The following is a 19269-nucleotide window of genomic DNA, read 5'->3' as shown; positions in this document are numbered from 1 at the left end:
CTCTCCAGCCGGCACGGCCCACGCACCGACCGACTACCCAGTCGTTTACTCGCGTGGGTCGATGCCGATTCTGCCTAAATGGACGGAATCTCGATTGGGATGATGCGAAACCCATTTCGTCATTGCGAGCGCCCGGCCCACGATGACGAAAGTGCGTCGACGTAACATCATCCCGCTCCGATCGCGGCGCTTCAATGCATCGTTTGCTCGAGGTGGCGGAGCTTGTCGGGGTTGCGCATGACGTAGATGGCCCGGATCAGGCCATGTTCCACCAGCAGTGCGGTGGTTTGCAAAATGCCATCCGGCTCGCGCGTCACGAAGCCGGGCAGGCCGTTGACGAAGCCGTAGCGCACGATCTGCGACGGCCCCAGCCTCAGGCGGGCAAGGGCGGCGTGTGCACGAACGACTTCGCTGGGGCCTTCCAGTACACGCGCCACGGCGGGCCGCTTGCCGCCGCCATCGGAGTGGAACCGCACCCCTTCGGCGAGCAGCGCGCCCAGATTGGCGATTCCGTCTCCGCGCGAGGCCTGGAAGAAGGCGGAGGCGATTTCCATCGCCTGTACCCGGTCGACGGCATAGCGGGTCCGTTCCATCCGGACGTTGGTTCTGGCCCGGTTGGCGAGCTGGCGGCAGGTCGCCGCGTTGCGACCGATCGAGGTGGCGATCTCCTCGAAGCTCTCTCCGAACACGTCGTGCAGGAGGAACGCCGCGCGTTCGAGCGGCGAAAGCCTTTCGAGCGCGAGCATCAGCGGCAGGGTCACGTCCTCGTCCGCCTCTTCCTCGACCACCGGTTCGGGGAGCCATGGGCCCTCGTAGGTCTCGCGTCGTACCCGCGCGGATTTCAGGTGATCGAGGCAGAGGCGGGTGACCACCCGGCGCAGGAACGCGGCGGGAACACGCACCGCCGCGTGGTCCGCTTGGGCCCAGCGCAGGAAGGCCTCCTGCACCATGTCCTCCGCATCGGCCATCGAGCCGAGCATGCGATAGGCCACGCGCAGGAGCGCAGGCCGGTGGACGTCGAAGGCGGCGGTGCCGGCGTCCATTATTTCCAGCCCAGTTCCGGCGCATAGAGATTGAAGCCGACCGCGAGGCGGTTCCAGCCATTGATGACGTTTATCATCAGGGTCAGCTTCAATTGTTCCTCCTTGCTGAACTCGGCGTCGAGGGCCGCATATACGGCATCGGGCGCGCGTTTGGTCGCAACCTCGGTCAAATGGTCGGTCCAGGCCAGAGCGGCGCGTTCGCGATCGGTGTAGCACGGGGCTTCTTGCCATGCCGCGAGCAAATGGATGCGCTGTTCGGTTTCGCCGGCCTGGCGGGCTTCGGCCGTGTGCATGTTGAGGCAGTTCGCGCAGCCGTTGATCTGCGAAGCCCTGATCTTGATGAGTTCGAGCAGCGACTTCTCGATCCCGCTCTCGCCGACCTGGGCCGAGAAGGCATACCAGGCTTTGAAGAGTGCGGGCGAGACGGTGTAGATATCGGCGCGTGGTGTCATGACGATCATCCTTTCATCGTGGTGATGCAGTCATGACGAGACCGCGTGCGCCGATGTGACATCGTCCGCGATTTTTCGTGTCCGATGCCGAAGAAGGCGCACCAAGCCAAGGACGGGGCGGCTACCCTCGTTGCGCGAGGGGCGGGGCGGCGAGTTATCGGAAGAAGCGATTCTCCGGCCGGGCAAGGCCAAGATGATCGCGAAGGGTGGTGCCTTCGTACTCCTGGCGAAAGATGCCGCGCCGCTGGAGTTCGGGGACGACCTTGTCGGTGAAGTCCTCCAGGCCCCCCGGCAACCAGGGGAACATCACGTTGAACCCGTCCGAGCCGCGGTCCTCCAGCCAGGCCTGCATCTGGTCCGCGATGGTCGCGGGGGAGCCCACGAAGGCGAGGCCGGCATAGCTGCCCGCCTTGGCTGCGAGCTGGCGGATGGTCTTGCCCTTTGCCGCTTCCACCATGCGATCGCGACTGGACTTGCTGGCATTGCTTTCGGGATCGCGCCCCAGGGCCGGCATGCGCCCTTTCACGTCCGCATAGAACGCCTTGCCCCGCTGCAGACTGTCGGCGGAACCGAAGATGACTTCCGCGGTTTCGGCTGCAAGCTGGCAACCGGGTTCCGAGGCGCTAGTCCGGTGAATGACCGCTCAGTTCGGTAAACCGTGTTTTGATGAAAAGAAGCGGATGATCACCCTCGGGCAACGCGAGCGACAGGGCGATCGTCGCGGCTTCGAGACATTGGCTCAGGGATTGGGGCACTGAAAGGCCGAGCACTTGGGGACCTGCGGCGGCCGTTGGTCCGGGACTGGCAGGAATCGGAAGGCGTCGACGTCCAGATGAGGCCAGTGCTTTACAGAAGGTGTCGCGCAGGCCTTTCGAAGTGGCAGGGGAGCATCCCGTTTGCCGGCATCGGCTGTGGCGCACGCAGGCGCCGCCCATCGGGACCTGCGGCGAGCAGGTCCTTCAGGACGGCGACGTGCGCCGCGCCGCTCATCCCTGGTGGCCGGCCAACTGGCCCGGAATGTGGCTTTCGTGGTTTTGGAGATACCACTCGGCGATCTCCTCGCGGGTCGCCCACCACACGCCCGGGAGCGACTTGGCATGCTCGATGAACTCGCGCAGGGCACGGATGCGATGGGCGCGGCCGGAGACGTGCGGGTGCAGGCCCAGGTTCATGATCCGCCCCGTCGTCGCGCCTTCGGCATGGAGCACGTCCAGTTCCTCGATCAGCACGTCGCGATATTCGTCGGTCGTGTAGTTCTTGCGGGTGATGAAAGTGAAGTCGTTGATCTCGTTGGAATAGGGCACCGAGACGATCGGCCCGTTCGGCGTCCGCAGCAGGTAGGGCTGGTCGTCGTTCATGATGTCGCAGTAGAACGTGCAGCCGTATTCGGCGAGGATGTCGGCGGTCTGCAGCGTGCCCCGCAGCGACGAGGACAGCCAGCCCTTCGACTTGCGCCCGGTGAATGTCTCGAACTGGTCGAGCGTACGCAGCACGATCTCGCGTTCCTTCGCCGGGTCCTGCGCGAAGTCGCTGAGCAGTTCGCCCTGTTCCCAGTTGTGGGTGAGCAGTTCCCAGCCGCGCTCCAGCACCGCGTCGGTCATCGCCCTGCGGCGCTCGAAGGTGACCGCGTTGGTGGTGCAGCTTGCCTTGACACCCAGTTCGTCGAACAGGTCGATCAGCCGCCACAGCCCCACCCGCTGCCCGTATTCGCGCCAGGAGAAGTTCGGGAAGTCGGGCGTGTTGCCCGGCAGGATGTCGGGCAGGATCGACGGGCCGCCGGCGTAATAGGGCTTGGTCGTGTCCTTCGTCAGGTCCCAGGTCTCCAGGTTGAACGTCAGGATCAGCGCAACCCGCGCTCCGTTCGGCCACACCAGCGGCCGGCGATGGGGAAGCGGGACATAATCGTATTCCATCGTGCGACTCCGTCGATGCTCGTCTTTAGAATTCCGCCATCAGGCGACCGAAGCCATCCATCTGGTGGTTGATGCCCATGCTGCGCAGGGCGTGCCAGTACGTCGCGGTATTGATCGCGATGACCGGCTTTTCCAGCCAGAATTCCGCCATCGCCGCAACTTCGGCGAACGCCAGGTTGGTGCCGCACTGGATGATGGCGTCGACGCCTTCGCTCACGGCGATGGCGGTGCGCTTGAGCTTCTGCTTGTCCTCGTGCGCGATCATCATCGGCGAGGGGGACTTTAGCCCCTCGATATGGACGACGTCGTAGCCCTGGTCCTCGAAGAACTTCTTCACGTTGGCGTCGCCCACGGGCGCATAAGGGGTAAGGATGCCCAGCTTGCGGATGGGGCCGGTGGTGGTCTCGTAGGCCTTGATCGCCTCGTCCACCGCGGTCGAGCCCATGATGACCGGGACACCGCCGGTGCGCTCGAGCATTCTCTTGTGCAGACGATCGGCGCCTTCCGCACCGTCCCAGAACGTCTCGGCGGACATCCCCATGATGACGCAGCCGGGGTCCATCGACATCGAGACGTCTACCGCGTCGAAGGTCGCTTCGCGGATGTTGTTGAGCATCACCATGAAGCTCTCGTCATCCGTGACCTTGGTGTCGGGAATCGCGATGCGCGAGAAATGGTTGGTGACGCCGCGCGGGCGCAGGTCGTCGTATTCCGGTTGCACGCTGGTGTTGGTCGACGGCGCGACGACGGCGAACTTCATGCGATAACCAAGGGAATCCACCATGGGCTGTCCTTTTCGTATTCGGGCTTGTGCTGTCCTGCCGCTTTAGTGGGATGCCTGGGGGACCGGGGCCATCGGCGCCTCGCCGACTTATCGACAGTCGGATAGTCACAACCGTTCCCCGCGCATCGGAGGAGTTGCAGGAAGCTTGCCCTCCGGCAAATCGATGGGCGAGGGATGGCAATGCCCTCCCGCCCCGCTATGCTTGGTGCGTGACCTCGTTCCTCGCAACCATCCTGCGCCGATGACCCTGCAAGTCCTTCTCGTCGAGGACGATCGCGAGTTGCAGCGACAGCTCGTGGCGCAGCTTGCGCAGTTCGGCCATGAGGTGCGGACGGCCGATGACGGCCACGCCGCCCTGGCGCTGGTTGCCCAACATGCGTTCGACATCGTCGTCCTCGACTGGATGCTCCCGAAGGTCGACGGCATTTCCCTGCTGCGAGAACTGCGCGAGAACGGCATGAACGTTCCGGTTCTCATGCTCACCGCGCTCGGCCAGGTCGCCGACAAGCTGGAGGGTTTCGAGGCAGGGGCCGACGACTATGTCGTCAAGCCGGTCGACGCGCTGGAACTCAACGCCCGCCTGCAGGCGCTCATGCGCGCGCGGCGCGCCACACAGCAGCCGACCGACACCGTGAGCGCAGGCGACATTGTCGTAAGTCCCTCGCGAATGCTGGCCTGGCGGGGAGGGCAGGCGCTGAGCCTGTCGCGCACCGAGTTCAGCCTGCTTCTCGAACTGGTTCGTGCGGATGGCGCGGTGGTGACGCGCGCGATGCTGATCGAGCGGATCTGGGGCCACGACATCGTGCCGACGACCAACATCGTCGATGCCCATATCAAGCACTTGCGGGCCAAGCTCGTGAAGCACGGCGAGGACCCGATCGGCACGGTACGTGGCATCGGCTACGTCCTGCGGGCGTGAAGGCCCCCGCGCAATCGCTTCGCGGGCTGACGATCGTCTTCCTCGGCCTGTTCCTAGCAGTGACTGCCCTGGCCGGCATCGGCATGTACTTCGTGACTTTGTCGACGATCAACCAACTGGTCGACAAGCGGATCGCCTTCGAAAGCGACGAACTGGTTCCGGAAGGCACTGCCGTCGGCCGCGAGGACCTGGCCCGGCGGATACGCCATCTCACCGGGCAGCGCGATACCGGCGATCTCGGATTGCTGCTGACCGATGCAAAGGGTCGCGGGATCGCCGGCAACACCTGGTTTTCGCGCGAGCTTCCGGTCGGGTTTTCCTCGCTCAGCCGCCAGGACCGCATCGAGGGCCTCAGCGCGGGGCGCGTGTTCGTCCGTGAAATCCCGGGCGGGATGCGCCTCGTGGTCTTTGCCGAAACCGAGCCCATCGACGACTATTCTGCATCGCGCAGGCTGATCTATATCGCCGGTTTCGGAGCGATCGTGACTGTGGTGCTGGTCGGCCTGCTGCTGTTCCGCAGGCTCGTAGGCCAGCGGATCGAGGCGATGCGGCGGACCGTGGACGCGATCATCGACGGCGATCTCTCCCGGCGCGTGCCGGTCGTCGGCGACGGCGGGGAGTTCGACCAGCAGGCCGCTGCGTTCAACCGCATGCTCGATCGTATCGGCCTGCTGATGGCCGAGATCCGCAACGTGTCCAACGACATCTCGCACGAGTTGCGCACGCCGCTGGCCAGGTTGCGCAACGAGTTGTCGCTGCTTGAACAGCGCGACGAAGCGGGGTCTATGCGCAGCGAACTGGCCCGGGCGACGGCGCAGGCCGACGACCTGCTCGGCATGTTCGGTGCCATGCTGCGGATCGCCGAGATCGAAAGCGGCGCGCGCCGGGCCGGCTTCCGGCCGCTGGACCTGGGCACGCTGATCGAGGACGTCGTCGAGATGGCGCAACCGCTCGCCGACGACGGCAACCGCCGCCTCGCGGTGATGCAGTGCGAGGCCGTCCCGCTCGTCGGCGACCGCCAGTTGCTCTCGCAATTGTTGCTGAACCTGGTGGAGAACGCCTTGCGGCATAGTCCGGAAGGTTCGCAAGTGCGGATTTCGGCTGCGAAGCCGCGCGATGGGTTCGCCGTGGTGGTGGTGTCGGACGACGGGCCCGGCATCGCTCCCGACCAGCGCCTGCTCGTCCTGCGCCGGTTCGGCCGGCTGGACCGCGATCGCGGGCGAAGCGGCCACGGCCTGGGACTGCCTCTCGCCGATGCCATTGCCCGGCTCCATCGCGGCAGTCTGGTGCTCGAAGATGCCGCACCGGGACTGCGGGTTGTCGTCATGCTCCCTGCGTGAGACGAAGAAATCGGCGTGACGCGGGGGACGTCACGCCGATCAGGTTGGCGACAGCGCGACGCAGACGTTCCCCATCGTGTCGGAACGTGCGCTGCGCAGTCGCGTTCTTCCAGGTCGCCGGCCGGCGAAGGGCCGGCGTGGAAAAACTCTTAGAACTGTACGCTGGCGTCGAGGCCGAAGGTGCGCGGCGCGTTGAAGTTGCCGTAGTCGCCCAAGATGTTGTTGACGCTGCCGGTGGTCACGCTGGTCGTCGGGGCGCCCGGAAGGCTGTTCGACGGGTCGCGGCGGAAGACGTACTGTTCGTTGAACAGGTTGCGGCCCCACACGCCCAGGGTCAGCTTGTGGTCGCCGACGCCGATGTCGGCGAGCGAGATGCGCCCGTTGAAGATCAGCGAGGCGTCGTTCTTGGTGGCGAACTGGTCGAAGGTCTGTGTGGCCTGCGAATAGTTGCCGTCGAGGTGGAAGCGCAAGTTGGTGTCGCCGCCGCCGATCGGCAGCGTGTAGTCGATCGAGCCGCTCGCCGCGTTGCGCGGAGTGAACACGATGTAGAAGCGCTGGTCCACCGTGGTCGAGACGCCATCGGTGCCGGTGTAGGTGATCGGCACAAGCGGGATCTTGGTGTAGGTATAGGCGTAAGATGCGTTCAGCGTCAGTCCTTCCACCGGGTTCACGGTCAGGTCCGCTTCGATGCCGCGGATCTTGGTGGTGCCGGGCGCATTGATGGTGACGAGGTTGTTGTAGTTGGAGCCGTTGAACGACTGGATCGAGCTGATGTCGACCTGGCTGTTCTTGCGGTCCATGATATAGCCGGCCAGGTTGAACCGGGCGCGGTGATCCCAGAAGTCGCTCTTCAGGCCGATCTCGTAGGACTTCACGTCCTCGGGGTTGAACGACTGGTAGTTCGCTGTGCGCGAGCTGGCGCCGCCGGCGCGGTAGCCGGTCGCATATTTTGCGTAGAGGTGCAGGTCGTCGGTCGCGTCGTAGGCCAGCGTGGCCATCGGGTTGAAGCGGTTCCAGCTCTCGTCGAGCGGCTGGTAGCCGGCGGCAGCGGCGGCGGTGGTGTTGGTGTCGTAGTTGACGTTGCGCGAATAGTGCAGCACGCCCTTCTTTTCGTCGTGCGTATAGCGGCCGCCGACGGTCAGGTGGAGCTGTTCGGTGGCGTTGTAGGTCAACTGACCGTAGGCGGCGTAGCTTTTCGACCAGACTTCCGACGCGCGGTCGATGGACCGGCAGCCGACCTCGGAGCCGAAGCCGCCCGACCCGGTGCACGAGTTGAGGATCGTGTAGACCGCCTGGCCCGCGCCGTCCAGGTATACTCCGTTCGAGTTCGGCGTCGCGGCGTCGTCACTGACGTGCTCGTTGAAGTAGAACAGGCCTGCGACGTAGTCGATCTTGCCCACGGTGCCCACTGCCTGCAGTTCCTGGCTGAACTGGCGCTGGCGCAGGTCGGCGAGGCTGTAGCGGCTGAAGGCGCAGGGCGCGGTGGCGGTGCATGCCGCGGTAAGGTTGACCACGGGAACGCGGTGGGCGCCGCCGCTGTTGTCCCATTGGGTCGCATCGACGCCGCGCCAGGCGGTGATCGCGCGCAATTCGATCTCGGGAGAAACCGTCCACTTGAGGTTGTTGGTGAAGCCGTGGGTCTTGTCGATGCTGGGTTGCTGCGGCACGCCGATGTCGGCGACCTTCATGCGCGTCTTGCCGTTGACGACGACGCCGGGCAGCAGCGACTTCACAGTGCCGGTGAGATTGGTGTAGCTCGTTCCCGGCAGCGTGCAGGCCGATTGCGAGGCCTGGGTGCCGGCGGCGCAGCCATTCGGGTTGACGTTCAGCAACTGGCTGTAGAACGGAGTGTTGGCATCGCGCGCGACGTCGTAGGAGAAGTCGTCGGTGATCGAGCTGGCGGGTTGCCAGCGGACTGCGGCGCGGAAGCCCTTGCGATTGTAGTAGTTCCAGCCGCTCTGCCCGGCTAGCGGGTTCTTCGTTGTCGCGTCCTGGTGCTGGAGGACGCCGTCGAGCTTCACGCTGAAGCCGGCGATCTTGGGCAGGTCGAGGTGGATGTCGCCGGTATAGGCGCCATAGTTGCCGACGCCGCCGCTGGCGCGACCGCCGAATTCGCCGGTCGGGGCCTTGCTGACGATGCTCAGCGCGCCGCCTTCGGTGTTGCGGCCGAACAGGGTGCCTTGCGGACCCTTGAGGACTTCGACGCGTTCGACGTCGAACAGGGCGGCGTTGAGGCCGTGCTGGCGGCCCATGTAGACGCCGTCGACGTAGATGCCGACGCCCTGTTCGCGGGCGGGCTGGTTGGCGTCGAGCGGCACGATGCCGCGAATGCCGATCGTGAGGGCGCTCTGGCGCGCCTCGAACGTGGCGACGCGCAGCGACGGCACGGCGCCGTCCGCAAGGTCGTAAAGGCTTTGGACATGACGCTCCTTGAGCGCCTCGGTGCTCATGACCGCCATCGCGATCGGCGTTTCCTGAAGGTTCGTCTCGCGCTTGGTCGCGGTTACGACGATGTCGCCAAGGCCCACATCCGCGGCGGCGTCCTCGGCTGCGCTGGCTGCGGGAGCTTCTGCGAACGCGCTTGTGGCGGCCATGCTGGCGAGCACCGAGCCGGCGAGAAGCGCCGCGCGGACAGTTCTATTCAACATGATGAAAATAAACCCTTTTAGATACGTTTCTTGATCTGCGAGGGCGCTAATATGGCGTCTTCAAGACAGTTGGATTTAAGTTTGAAGACACTCGAGTCACCGGACCTTCATGTTCATCTCATGAACGGTTCAACGGTTTGAAATTCGGTGCTTTTGTGGCGAACGAGGGCGCGGAAAACTTTTCTTCCGCGCCCGAATCCGGCGGTTTCAGGGTTTGCGGATCGTGACCTCGTCCAGAGGGGCACCGGTGGCGGTGAAGGCGCGGTAAGTCAGCGCCGCCGGATCGACGTCGATGACCTGGTAGGCCTGCGTGCGCGACGCGGACTTCGTTGCCCAGGGCAGGCTGCCGACCTCGTACATCTTGGGTCCCGCCACGGAGACGGCGTAAGTCGAGCCCCTCCCGTCGACGGTCGGTCCGTCCGGCCCGATCGCGCCGCGCGCGTAGCCGTGGTCGTGGCCCTGCAGCACGAGATCGACCTTGTACTTGTCGACCAGCGGCTTGAGCGCGGCGCGGACCTTCGGGTTGTCGCGACCCGGTTCGCTGGAGAACAGCGGGAAGTGCAGGAACAGGACCGTCCAGCGGCTCGGATTGTGCGCCAGCAGCCCGTCCAGCCACTTGACGATGGACTTGCGAGCGGTCTCGTCGCGGTCGACCTGCATGGAATCGATCGAGATCAGGCGCAGGCCCTGATAGTCGGTGTACCAGTTGGTCTCGCGACTGGCGGGGACGTCGGCCGGGCCGTTCTCGGGCAAGGTGAACTGGCGCCGCCATTGGCCGTTGATCGAGGAGCCGGCGCGGGCCTTCTCGTCCTTGACGTATTCGTGGTTGCCGGGCGTGGGCATCTGCGGAGTCTGGGCATAGAGGAACCCGCCCGACGCGAACCATTCGCCCCATTCGGCATCGCTGTCGTGCCGGTTGATGAGGTCGCCTGCGTGGATCACGAAAGCGGCGTCGCCAGACTTGCGGAAGGCCATGCGCAAGGTCCGCGAGGCTTCCGCGAGGATGTTGTTCTGCATGTCGCCCATGTAGACGAAGCGGAACGGGGCATCGGTCCCGGCGGCGGTATGGAACTGGAGCCATTCGGACCAGTGGCTGCCATCGCCGACGCGGTAGGCGTAGACGGTGTCGGGTTCGAGGCCCCTGAGCACCGCCGAGTGGTAGGCCGCGCGGAACGCCGGGTCCTCCCGCACGGCGAGCGTCGCGTCGTCGGTCACGGCGGGAACCGTCATCGGCGTCTTGACGTAGTCGGGGCCGTCGGTCGCCTTGGCATATTGCACTTGTCCCGAAAGACCCGGCGCCGAGCGCCAGGTGACGGCCATCTCGTGCGCCGGATCGGCGGTGAGGTTGAGCACGATGCGCTCGGGCGCCAGCGTCGCCGGGGCGAGCGGCGCGGCGGGTGCGTCCGCCGCTCCCGCCGGAGCGAGGGGCAGGGCGGCCCCCAGCAGGAGGGCGAGAGCAAGGGTACGGAATGGGGGTGCCATGGTCGTTCGCCTCAGAAGATCAGGTTGAAGCCGAGCGTCATGCTGCGCCCGTTCTTGATGTAGGCGCGGCTGGCGCCCTGGCCGGACGACACGGTCTGCCAGTAGGTGTGCGCGTCGAAGAGGTTCTGGACCTGGAACTGGATCGAGGACTTCTTCATGAAGGTCTTGCGGAACGTCAGGTCGACGAAGCTATAGGCCTGCTCGTAGGGGTTGTTACCGAAGTCGTTGATGCCCCCCAGGAACTTGCTCTGGTAGTTCCAGGCGCCGTAGATCTCCCAGCCCTTGCGCTCCCAGAAGAGCTGGAGGTTGGCGATCGTCTCGGGCGTCTCCATCAGCGGCAGGGTGTAGCCCTCGGGGTGCCAGGACAGGCCGGTCACTGCCTTGGAGCGCTGCAGCGTCAGGTTGCCGCCGACGCCCAGCGACCCCAGGATGCCGGGCAGCCAGTGCAATTGCTGCTGGGCACTGAACTCGACGCCGTAGACCTCGGCCGACTTGCCGTTGTTGGGCATCGAGATGGCGACGCCGGTGGGGTCGACGTTCTCGCCCAGCGTCCCGTCGCGGATGTTGCTCGAAGAGGAGCGGAACAGGAAGTTGGTGATCCGCTTGTAGTAGAGTGCCACCGAGTAGGCGCCGGTGTTGCCGGCATAATGCTCCAGCGACATGTCGAAGTTGACCGACCGCATCGGCTTGAGGTTCGGGTTGCCCTGCTCGATGCCCAGCAGCACCCAGTCGGAGGTCGCGTTTTCCTCGCCGTCGCCATCGGGGTCGGTATCGTAGCTGTATTCGCGCGCGGAACTCATGCGGGCGATGTCGGGTCGGGCGAAGCTGGTCCAGACCGCGCCGCGCAGCTTGGTCTTGTCGTCGAGTTCGTAGTTGACGTGGATCGAGGGCAGGACGTTGGTGAAGCTGGAGCGGTCGGTGGTGTAGCGCGCGCCCTGAACTTCGTCGAGGTTGTAGGCTTCGATGGTGTTGCGCGTCGTCTCCACGCGCACGCCGGTGATGACGGTGGCGCGGCCGAAGCGGGCGGTCGCCATCGCATAGCCGGACACGACCCGCTCGTTGAAGCGGAAGCTGTCCTCGTTAGAAATCTCTGCGTTCGAGGGATCGACCGCGAAGCCTTCGAACACCGTGCCCTCGCCATTCTCGGCGCGCTGGAGTTCGGCCAGCATCTTTTCGTTGTCGATCGTCGTGCCGAGCCGGTAGAGGCCGCTGTAGGCGCCGCCGAACAGGCTGGTCACCTCCTTGCCGTAGAAGTCCGAGAAGTCGGCGAGGGTGCCGTCGGCGTCGAGCTGCAGGAACGAGCCCGAATACGTGCGGCGGCGGGAATCGTAGAACTTGCCGCCGGTCTTCACCGATTCCAGCCACGTTATGTCGGGCTTCCACTGCAGGTTGACCTGCGCCTGCCAAAGCTTCTCGCTGCTGCCGCCCACTTCGCCTTCGAGGCTGCTGAAGGCATATTGCGACGGGTCCTGCACGGCTTCCATGCCGGCGTCGTTGAGCAGCCATTTGGGATAGCGCGCATCGCCCGAACTGCTGAACAGTGCGCCGGTGTTGCCCAGCCAGCCGTACTTGTCGCTGCGGAACTCCATCGTGTAGCCGTCGTCGAGATTGTCCTTGGACTGCGAGTAGGAGAGGTCGTAGTCGATCGTCACCGTGCCCAGCCGCGAGACGCCGCCAAGGTTGGCCGAGGCCAGGTTGCCGCTTTCGTTGGTCGCTTCCCAGAAGCGGCGCAGGCGGAAGCCCTGCGGGTCCCAGGTGCCCGAACCGCCGTTGAGGCTGTAGAACGACTTGGCCGACCGGTCGGCGTCGGTAATCACGCCGTCGCCGTCGCGGTCGACGATCTGGCTGGTGGTGTAGCTGTAGATGCGGCCGAGGTTCTCGTCGTAGCCGACGACGCTGTCGTCGGGCTGGGCGAGCGAGGTGTCGTCGGTGTCCACCTGCGACAGGCGGGTGGAGTTCTTGGCCGTGTCGTTGCGGAAGTTCAGTCGGTTGAGGAACTCCTTCTTCTTGTACTTGGCGTATTGCCCGCGGAAGTGGAGGTCGTGGTCGTCGGATCGGTAATCGATGCTGGTGTTGCCGCCCCAGCGCTTGACGTCGGTTTCGCCGAAACCGAGGTCCATGCCGCGCATGACGAAGCGGTTGGGGTCCCAGCCCAGCGTCTCGCTGTCGGAATACCAGGTGTCGGGCTGGTTGTCGCCGTCGACGCCGTTCTGCTCGAACTGCGACTTGCGGCGGCTCCAGTTGGCCGAGACGTAGATGCCGAAGTTGTCGCTGAACTGGCGCGAGACGGCGCCGGAAACCTGCCCCGACTTGCGGTGATCGTACTTGTCGAGCATTCCGCCTTCGGCCGAAAGACGGAAGTAGGTCGGGTCCTGGTCGAAGGCGGTGGGGGTGGAGATGTCGACCGAGCCGCCCAGCGCGTCGCCGTCGCGGTCGGGGGTGAGGGTCTTGTAGACGGTGATCTGCTTGATGCCGTCGGGCGGCAGGACCGAAAGGCGCACGCCGCGGTAGAAGTTGTTGTCGCGCGAGCCGGCGCCGCCCAGCCGCACGCCGTTGATAGAATAATTGTTCAGCTCGGTTGAGAGGCCCCGCACGGTGATGCGGTCGCCCTCGCCGGTGGTGGCGCTGCGCACCGCGTTGACGCCTGGCAGGCGGGCGAGCGCTTCGGACACGTTGTTGGCGGGCAGCTTGCCCATGTCGTCGGCCATGATGGTGTCCGAGACGGTGTCGTTCCGGCGCTTGGTGTCGAGCGCCTTCTGCACCGCTTCGACATAGCCGGTGACGACGATCTCGCCATCGACGGGCTCGGTCGGCTCCACTTCGGCGCGGGCGGCTTTACGCGTTTCCGTGCGGGGGCTGCGATCGGCGATGGCGGCGGGCCTGGTCCTGGCCGCCAGCGGCTTGACGATAATCGTGCCGCCGCGGCGCTGCGTATCGACGTTGGCTCCGGCGACGAGCTGCGCCAGCGCGCGCTCCGCCGACATCGTGCCGGAAACCGAAGCGCTGCGCCGGCCGCGCAGCGCATTGGGTGATGCGGCCACGGGCATTCCGGTGACGCGCGAATATTCCTGCAGGGCCCGGGCGAGGTCCTGGGCGGGAATGGCGAAGGCGAAGCTGCGCGGGCCGGCGGCCTGCGCTTGCGGTACGATGGCGATCCCGCCGGCGAGCGTCGCGAGTGCGATCGCCAAGGCCGATGCGGCAGGTTTGGTCAGGCGAAACATTTTTGGAAAGGAACCCCCAGTTCAGAAACCGTTCCTGGGTCAGACGGAGTTTCGTTCCCAAACCCGACAAATATTTATTTTTACATTTCCGTGACTTATTGATGAATTTTCAGTGACTGTGGAAGGCATCCGCTCCCTACCGCGAAAGCACGTAACGCCCGCCCTCATCCCGCCAACGCAAATCATGGATCGCCGCGACTGCATCGAGCACGGCGGCTGGCTGGTCGATCTCGAACCGACCGGTCACCAGCAGCTCGCCCAAGGCCGGGTCGGCCAGGGCGATGGGGCGGGGCGAACTGCGGTTCAGGCTCTCCAGGAGCTGCCGCACGGGCGTGTCGTTGGCCTCGTACCACCCTTCGGTCCAGCCCGGGCGCTGCCCCTCGACCCCGCGCAGGCTGCGCACCCGCTCGCCCGAGACCTCGAGCCCGGTGCCTGCCGGCAACCGCCATTGCCGCCCAGCGCCGGCGTCGACGCTGACCAGGCCGCGATAGACCCGCACGAGCTGCGTATCGTGGTCGATCCTGTCGATGTCGAAGGCCGTGCCCAGCACCGAGACGCTGGTGCCGCCGGTCTCGACCGAGAACCCGCGCAACCGCTCGTGGGCAACGTCGAAGAAGGCTTCGCCCGCCTCCAGCGACACGCGGCGCGACCATGGCGTGATGCGCACGGCGATGCGGGTGGCGCCGCTCATGCGAATGCTGGAACCGTCGGCCAGTGCCACGGTGCGCGTCACGCCATGCCGGGTGGCGAAAATGGCTTCGTCCAGGAGCATCCCCGGGCCTGCGCGGGTGACGAGGACGAAGCACAGCATCGCCGCACCCAGGCCCGCGATGCGCCGCCAGACCCTGGCGGAACGGCGCGGGCTTTCGTCGTCGTTGGAGGCGCAATCTTCGGAGGTGGCGGGGGCCTCGCGCAAAGCGGTGTCCAACTCCTCGGAATGCCAGATCGCGCTGACCCGGGCGTAGGCCTCGACGTGGCAAGGGTCCTTCAATATCCAGCGATCGAAGGCGGCGGCCGTTTCGGCGTCCTGGAGGGGGCGGCTCATCCGGTCGATCCAGCGCGCGGCCTGCCAGTCGATATCGTGGTATTCGCTGCCCATCAGTCGCGCCCCACCAGATCGACGCCGGCCTGCTCCAGCGCCCGGCGCAGGTCGATCATGCCGCGGGTGATGTGCTTTTCGACTGCCTTGGCGCTGATCGACAGGTCCTCGCCGATCGCCCGGCAGCTCTCCTGGTTGAGGCGACGACGGATCAGCACCTCGCGCCGCAAGGGCGGCATCCGGCGCAGGCAGCGGTTGAACACGTCCACCGCGCGGCGGGAATCGAGCACGCGGTCGAGCGAGGGTTCCTCGCTCCGCCACTCCGCGTCGACTTCGTCGGACAGCCGCCGCTCGCGCCGGTGCATGTCGACCAGGAGATTGTCGGCGATGCGGAACGCAAGTGCGAAGAGGCTGCCGATCTGCTGGCTGGCGCTGAGTTCGACGAGCCGTGCCACCGTCTCCTGCGCGACGTCGTCGGCGATGTCGTGCCGCCCGCCGCGACCGCGGACATAGCGCAGCACAGCGGTCTGGACGGCGTCCCAATCCTCCCGCCCGGTGTCGCCGGCGCATGGCTTGTCCAGATCCCTGATCGACGAAAGCACGAAAATCCCCAGCCCCTTCCGGAAACCGCGCTCGTTAATCGGACCTCGTGACACTTTGACGATGGCCCCGTAACGCCGGTGTCATCCGCTTGCGCCAGACCCTCTCGTGTCACATTCGAGAGGATACCCGCGATGACGCCCTCCCATGGTTTCGAGATGGACCGTATCAAGGCCGAGATCGCCGACAGTTTCGACGAAGAACTCGAAATGGAGATCGACGAAAGCCGGCTCGAGTCCCTGCTGGACGACATGTCGGACCATCCCGAGCAGGCGCAACTCGACCGGCGCATCTATTTCCGCGAGCTTTTCCGCCTCCAGCACGAACTCGTTCGCCTGCAGGAGTGGGTGCAGTACAAGGGGCTGAAAGTCGTGGTCCTGTTCGAGGGGCGCGATTCCGCGGGCAAGGGCGGCGTCATCAAGCGCATCACCCAGCGGCTCAATCCGCGCGTCTGCCGGGTCGCCGCGCTGCCTGCCCCCAGCGAGCGCGAACGTACGCAGTGGTACTTCCAGCGCTACGTCGCGCACCTGCCGGCGGCCGGCGAGATCGTGCTGTTCGACCGTAGCTGGTACAACCGCGCCGGGGTCGAGCGCGTGATGGGCTTCTGCGACGAGGACGACGTCGAGGAATTTTTCCGTTCCGTCCCCGAGTTCGAGCGGATGCTGGTGCGTTCGGGCATCATCCTGCTCAAGTACTGGTTCTCGATCACCGACGACGAACAGCAGTTCCGCTTCACCATGCGCATCCATGATCCGCTCAAGCAGTGGAAGCTTTCGCCGATGGACGTGGAATCGCGGCGGCGCTGGGAGGACTATACCCGCGCCAAGGAGGCGATGCTGGAGCGCACCCACATTCCCGAGGCCCCCTGGCGCGTGGTCGAGGCAGTGGACAAGAAGCGCGCGCGCCTCAACTGCATCGCCCACCTGCTGGAGCAGATTCCCTACCAAGACGTCCCGCGCGAACCGGTGGTGCTGCCCGAGCGGGTCCGCAACGCCGACTACATCCGCCAGCCGGTGCCGCCGGAATTGTACGTGCCGGAGGTTTTCTAGGGAATTTCGTCGTCTTGGACCAGCCGGTCCCCCCTGCTGCCGTCCGAACCGAATCGCCCTAAGGGAAGAAGCCCTTGCTTCTGAGGAACAGGTACGTTGCGAGAGCCGTCCCCGCGGCAATGGCGCCCGCGGCCAGAGTTCCTTCGGGGCCGGTGAACGGCAGGCCGCCGGTATTCATGCCGAACAGCCCGGTCACCAGCGTGGCCGGTAGCATCAGGGCGGTCATCAGCGAGAGCACGTAGAGGTTCTGGTTGGTCCGCTGGTTCGCCTGCAAGTCCAGTTCATCACGCAACAGGCGCAATTGCCCCTGGACCGCGAGGGCATCCGCATCGAGGCCCTGGAGTCGTTGCGACAGTTTCTCGACGGTCGACCGCAGCGCTTCGGGAAGATCGTCGTCCTGTTCGAGGCGGCGGAACACCCGCTGAGCGCCGTCGAGCATGCGGTGGATCTGGGCAAGGCGGCGGCGGATGGCGAGCAGGTTGCGGCTGGTCGGCGGGTGGTGGCCGTCGAGGAAGGCGTCTTCGGCCGCCTGGACGTCCGCCGCCAGATTGCGGATGACAATGTCGAGGTTCCGGCTCAGCGCGCCGATCAGCACGTCCAGCGCGCTCGCCGCGCCGTCGACGCGGGCGCCGTCGCGGATGCGCTGGCTGACGATGTCGGCCGACCCCAGCGGATGACGCCGGGCGGTGACGATCAGGTCGGGCAGCACCGCGACCCGCAGGGCGCCGATGCGGGCAGTGTCGCGCACGTCGAAATCGCGTTCGAAGTCGTGAAGGATGCAGCATACGGCGCCGCCGTCCACCAAGGCGCGCTGGTGCGTGTCGGTGGCCAGCAGCAGTTCGCGCGCGCCGGAAGGGAATATCGCCGCCTGCTCGATCCACAGACGCGTGCCGTGGTCGGCGAGATTGAGGTGCAACCAGCGGAACCGGCCCTCGGGGGGCGCTCCGCAGGGCGCCGGTTCACAGGCGCCATCCGCGTCGAAGTCCAGGCCCCAGACCAGGCCCGGACCTGCGCCGAGGTCCGCGGGAGAGGGGATGAGCCGCTCGCCCCTAGATCGTTCCCCCGCCGTCAGAAGATGACCGAGAACAAGGCGTAGAGCCCGCCGGCCAGCAGGATCGACACCGGCAGGGTCAGCACCCAGGCCATCAGCATGTTGCGCACCGTGCTCATCTGCAGGCCCGAGCCGTTAGCGGCCATCGTGCCGGCGACGCCGGAGGACAGGACATGGGTGGTCGAGACCGGGAGGCCGAGGTGGTCGGCAGCGAAGATCGTGCCCATCGCCACCAGTTCCGCCGAGGCCCCTTGCGCATAGGTGAGGTGCGACTTGCCGATCTTCTCGCCCACGGTGACGACGATTCGCTTCCAGCCGACCATCGTGCCCAGCCCGAGCGCGAAGGCGACGGCGATTTTCACCCAGGTCGGGATGAATCGGGTACCGGCGTCGAGCGATTTCTTGAAGCCGTTGACCGCCTCGAGCTGTCCTTCGGTCAGCTTGGCGGCATCGTCCTTGGCGAGGCGCTTGATGCCTTCCGAGGCGAGATACATGTCGTTGCGCACGTTTTCTGTCGCGGCGGCCGGGACCTTGGCGAGCGAGCCGTATTCGCTCACCTGGCGGTCGATATCCTTGATGAGGACCGCCAGGGCCGGGACGGTGCCGGGCTGGAAGGTCTTGTTGGCGATGTAGCTGGTCACCGCCAGGCGCGCGGCGGCGGGCTGGAGGTCGGTGGCAGGGCTGCCTGCCCCGGGCTTTGCCAGGGCCGCATGGGCGGCATCGGCGCCGAGGTGGAACTCCTGGGTATAGCTTTCGGGAACCGCTCGGTTGAGCGCATAGGCCGTCGGCACGGTGCCGATCAGGATGAGCATGATGAGGCCCATGCCCTTCTGCCCGTCGTTCGATCCGTGCGCGAAGCTGACGCCGGTGCAGGTGAAGATCAGGAGGGCGCGGATCCACAAGGGCGGCGGAGTGTTGCCCTTGGGTTCCTGATAGAGCGCCTTGTTGCGCACCAGGACCTTGAGGGCCAGGAACAGCAGGGCCGCCACGCCGAAGCCGATCAGCGGGGAGAGCAGCAGGGCCTGGCCGATCTCGGTCGCCTTGGTCCAGTCGACCCCGGCGGTGCCGCTCTTGCCGTGCAGGATGGCGTTGGCCACGCCGACACCGATGATCGAGCCGATCAGGGTGTGCGAACTGGAGGAGGGGATGCCCGCCCACCAAGTCGCCAGGTTCCACAGGATCGCGGCGATCAGCAGCGCGAAGACCATCGCGAACCCGGCGCTGGAGCCGACCTGGAGGATCAGCTCGACCGGCAGCAGAGATACGATCCCGAAGGCGACCGCGCCGCTCGAGAGCAGCACGCCCAGGAAGTTGAAGAAGCCCGACCATACGACCGCCACGTTCGCGGGCATGGCGTTGGCGTAGATCACCGTCGCCACCGCATTGGCGGTATCGTGGAAGCCATTGACGAACTCGAAGCCCAGCGCGATCAGCAGCGCGATGAAGAGCAGGGCGAAAGGCAGGAACGCCAGCGCCGAAACGCCGGCCGCACTGGCGTCCGCATAGACGCTGTAGGCGACGTAGGCGATGGCGACGAGGATTGCGGCGCCGAAGCCCAACTGGCCCGCCAGGCCCAACCCTCCGTCCAGGTTCGGGCGCTCGTAGTGACTGGCCTTGCCGTGTCCTGCCGGGCCGCGCTTGGCCGTGACTGTGGCGTTCATGGAACGTAACCCCTCCGATATCTGATGGCAGGCTAGGCCGTTCCCGTGACACCGATATGGCACTGCG

The 19269-nt window shown here is 65.8% G+C and carries 16 protein-coding genes; 4 read left to right on the top strand and 12 right to left on the bottom strand.

What is annotated here, in order from left to right:
• Window positions 1-191 precede the first annotated feature (191 nt).
• The 3 genes from ACFFDA_RS00990 to ACFFDA_RS00980 form a co-directional block, all read right to left on the bottom strand.
• The gene (locus ACFFDA_RS00990) at window positions 192-1043 is read right to left on the bottom strand and encodes a sigma-70 family RNA polymerase sigma factor (RefSeq protein WP_404477721.1); all 852 of its coding nucleotides are present in this window, start codon (window positions 1041-1043) and stop codon (window positions 192-194) included.
• Window positions 1043-1495: a carboxymuconolactone decarboxylase family protein gene (locus ACFFDA_RS00985; RefSeq protein WP_404477720.1), complete on the bottom strand. Its 453-nt coding sequence runs from the start codon at window positions 1493-1495 to the stop codon at window positions 1043-1045. The genes ACFFDA_RS00990 and ACFFDA_RS00985 overlap by 1 nt, the downstream gene beginning before the upstream one ends.
• Window positions 1496-1649: 154 nt before the next feature.
• On the bottom strand, window positions 1650-2009 hold the full coding sequence (locus ACFFDA_RS00980) for a nitrilotriacetate monooxygenase (protein ID WP_404477719.1): 360 nt from the start codon (window positions 2007-2009) through the stop codon (window positions 1650-1652).
• A gap of 121 nt (window positions 2010-2130) precedes the next feature.
• Between ACFFDA_RS00980 and ACFFDA_RS00975 the strand changes: the two genes are divergently transcribed.
• A complete protein-coding gene (locus ACFFDA_RS00975) occupies window positions 2131-2253 on the top strand; it encodes a hypothetical protein (protein WP_404477718.1) in 123 nt (40 codons plus the stop codon).
• Window positions 2254-2481: 228 nt separating this feature from the next.
• Here the strand turns inward: ACFFDA_RS00975 and ACFFDA_RS00970 are convergent, their stop codons facing one another.
• Together ACFFDA_RS00970 and ACFFDA_RS00965 are read right to left on the bottom strand one after the other, a co-directional pair.
• Complete coding sequence (locus ACFFDA_RS00970) at window positions 2482-3408, bottom strand: polysaccharide deacetylase (RefSeq protein ID WP_404477717.1); 927 nt, start codon at window positions 3406-3408, stop codon at window positions 2482-2484.
• A 25-nt stretch (window positions 3409-3433) separates the two neighbouring features.
• Complete coding sequence (locus ACFFDA_RS00965) at window positions 3434-4192, bottom strand: arylmalonate decarboxylase (protein WP_404477716.1); 759 nt, start codon at window positions 4190-4192, stop codon at window positions 3434-3436.
• Between the two features lie 241 nt (window positions 4193-4433).
• Here ACFFDA_RS00965 and ACFFDA_RS00960 point away from each other — a divergent pair, with 241 nt between their 5' ends.
• Both ACFFDA_RS00960 and ACFFDA_RS00955 read left to right on the top strand, forming a co-directional pair.
• Window positions 4434-5111 carry a response regulator transcription factor gene (locus ACFFDA_RS00960; protein WP_404477715.1) on the top strand — a complete coding sequence of 226 codons (678 nt, stop codon included), beginning with the start codon at window positions 4434-4436 and terminating at the stop codon, window positions 5109-5111.
• Window positions 5108-6451: an ATP-binding protein gene (locus ACFFDA_RS00955; protein ID WP_404477714.1), complete on the top strand. Its 1344-nt coding sequence runs from the start codon at window positions 5108-5110 to the stop codon at window positions 6449-6451. Before ACFFDA_RS00960 ends, ACFFDA_RS00955 begins: the two co-directional genes overlap by 4 nt.
• 149 nt (window positions 6452-6600) lie before the next feature.
• Here the strand turns inward: ACFFDA_RS00955 and ACFFDA_RS00950 are convergent, their stop codons facing one another.
• The 5 genes from ACFFDA_RS00950 to ACFFDA_RS00930 form a co-directional block, all read right to left on the bottom strand.
• Window positions 6601-9099, bottom strand: a complete 2499-nt coding sequence (locus tag ACFFDA_RS00950; RefSeq protein ID WP_404477713.1) for a TonB-dependent receptor — start codon at window positions 9097-9099, stop codon at window positions 6601-6603.
• 207 nt (window positions 9100-9306) lie between these two features.
• Complete coding sequence (locus ACFFDA_RS00945; RefSeq protein WP_404477712.1) at window positions 9307-10581, bottom strand: fibronectin type III domain-containing protein; 1275 nt, start codon at window positions 10579-10581, stop codon at window positions 9307-9309.
• 11 nt (window positions 10582-10592) lie between these two features.
• A complete protein-coding gene (locus tag ACFFDA_RS00940) occupies window positions 10593-13802 on the bottom strand; it encodes a TonB-dependent receptor (protein ID WP_404477711.1) in 3210 nt (1069 codons plus the stop codon).
• 136 nt (window positions 13803-13938) lie between these two features.
• The gene (locus tag ACFFDA_RS00935) at window positions 13939-14901 is read right to left on the bottom strand and encodes a FecR family protein (protein WP_404477710.1); all 963 of its coding nucleotides are present in this window, start codon (window positions 14899-14901) and stop codon (window positions 13939-13941) included.
• Entirely contained in the window at window positions 14901-15443 is a 543-nt protein-coding gene (locus tag ACFFDA_RS00930) for an RNA polymerase sigma factor (protein WP_404477709.1), read from the bottom strand. Before ACFFDA_RS00930 ends, ACFFDA_RS00935 begins: the two co-directional genes overlap by 1 nt.
• A gap of 132 nt (window positions 15444-15575) precedes the next feature.
• Between ACFFDA_RS00930 and ppk2 the strand changes: the two genes are divergently transcribed.
• On the top strand, window positions 15576-16490 hold the full coding sequence (gene ppk2 / locus ACFFDA_RS00925) for a polyphosphate kinase 2 (RefSeq protein WP_404477708.1): 915 nt from the start codon (window positions 15576-15578) through the stop codon (window positions 16488-16490).
• Between the two features lie 58 nt (window positions 16491-16548).
• On the opposite strand, the gene ACFFDA_RS00920 is transcribed toward ppk2, so the two are convergent.
• Together ACFFDA_RS00920 and ACFFDA_RS00915 are read right to left on the bottom strand one after the other, a co-directional pair.
• The gene (locus ACFFDA_RS00920) at window positions 16549-17406 is read right to left on the bottom strand and encodes a CorA family divalent cation transporter (protein WP_404477707.1); all 858 of its coding nucleotides are present in this window, start codon (window positions 17404-17406) and stop codon (window positions 16549-16551) included.
• A gap of 152 nt (window positions 17407-17558) precedes the next feature.
• Window positions 17559-19202 carry an inorganic phosphate transporter gene (locus ACFFDA_RS00915; protein ID WP_404477706.1) on the bottom strand — a complete coding sequence of 548 codons (1644 nt, stop codon included), beginning with the start codon at window positions 19200-19202 and terminating at the stop codon, window positions 17559-17561.
• Window positions 19203-19269 lie beyond the last annotated feature (67 nt).

Origin of the sequence: Novosphingobium sp. BL-52-GroH, assembly GCF_044813085.1 — a bacterium.
GTDB lineage: Bacteria > Pseudomonadota > Alphaproteobacteria > Sphingomonadales > Sphingomonadaceae > Novosphingobium.
The sequence above is the reverse complement of the archived record's forward strand: the minus strand, read 5'-3'. Positions and strand labels throughout refer to the sequence as shown.